Annotated in this window: 1 rRNA gene; it reads right to left on the bottom strand. The window is 56.3% G+C overall.

From position 1 onward, the window contains the following. Positions 1 to 22: 22 nt before the first annotated feature. A 23S ribosomal RNA gene (locus tag ABVB68_RS36760) occupies positions 23 to 1413 on the bottom strand; the annotation flags it as partial.

Raw genomic sequence — 1413 nt, 5'->3', positions numbered from 1 at the left:
AACACAGTGGACGCGAGCAACTGAGGACAAGCCCTCGGCCTATTAGTACCAGTCAACTCCACCGGTTACCCGGCTTCCATATCTGGCCTATCAACCCAGTCGTCTACTGGGAGCCTTACCCTCTCAAGGAGGTGGGAATACTCATCTCGAAGCAGGCTTCCCGCTTAGATGCTTTCAGCGGTTATCCCTCCCGAACGTAGCCAACCAGCCATGCCCTTGGCAGAACAACTGGCACACCAGAGGTTCGTCCGTCCCGGTCCTCTCGTACTAGGGACAGCCCTTCTCAATATTCCTACGCGCACAGCGGATAGGGACCGAACTGTCTCACGACGTTCTAAACCCAGCTCGCGTACCGCTTTAATGGGCGAACAGCCCAACCCTTGGGACCGACTCCAGCCCCAGGATGCGACGAGCCGACATCGAGGTGCCAAACCATCCCGTCGATATGGACTCTTGGGGAAGATCAGCCTGTTATCCCCGGGGTACCTTTTATCCGTTGAGCGACGGCGCTTCCACAAGCCACCGCCGGATCACTAGTCCCGACTTTCGTCCCTGCTCGACCCGTCGGTCTCACAGTCAAGCTCCCTTGTGCACTTACACTCAACACCTGATTGCCAACCAGGCTGAGGGAACCTTTGGGCGCCTCCGTTACTCTTTAGGAGGCAACCGCCCCAGTTAAACTACCCATCAGACACTGTCCCTGATCCGGATCACGGACCCAGGTTAGACATCCAGCACGACCAGACTGGTATTTCAACGACGACTCCACGACCACTGGCGTGGCCGCTTCAAAGTCTCCCAGCTATCCTACACAAGCCGAACCGAACACCAATATCAAACTGTAGTAAAGGTCCCGGGGTCTTTCCGTCCTGCTGCGCGAAACGAGCATCTTTACTCGTAGTGCAATTTCACCGGGCCTATGGTTGAGACAGTCGAGAAGTCGTTACGCCATTCGTGCAGGTCGGAACTTACCCGACAAGGAATTTCGCTACCTTAGGATGGTTATAGTTACCACCGCCGTTTACTGGCGCTTAAGTTCTCAGCTTCGCCCGACCGAAGTCGGACTAACCGGTCCCCTTAACGTTCCAGCACCGGGCAGGCGTCAGTCCGTATACATCGCCTTACGGCTTCGCACGGACCTGTGTTTTTAGTAAACAGTCGCTTCTCGCTGGTCTCTGCGGCCACCCCCAGCTCGAGGAGCAAGTCCTCTCACCGGATGTGGCCCCCCTTCTCCCGAAGTTACGGGGGCATTTTGCCGAGTTCCTTAACCATAGTTCACCCGAACGCCTCGGTATTCTCTACCTGACCACCTGAGTCGGTTTAGGGTACGGGCCGCCATGAAACTCGCTAGAGGCTTTTCTCGACAGCATAGGATCATCCACTTCGCCACAATCGGCTCGGCATCAGGTCTCA

The organism is Streptomyces sp. NPDC096012, assembly GCF_040426375.1.
Lineage (GTDB): Bacteria > Actinomycetota > Actinomycetes > Streptomycetales > Streptomycetaceae > Streptomyces.
Note: the sequence above shows the minus strand (reverse complement) of the source record. Positions and strands in the feature narration are given on the sequence as shown.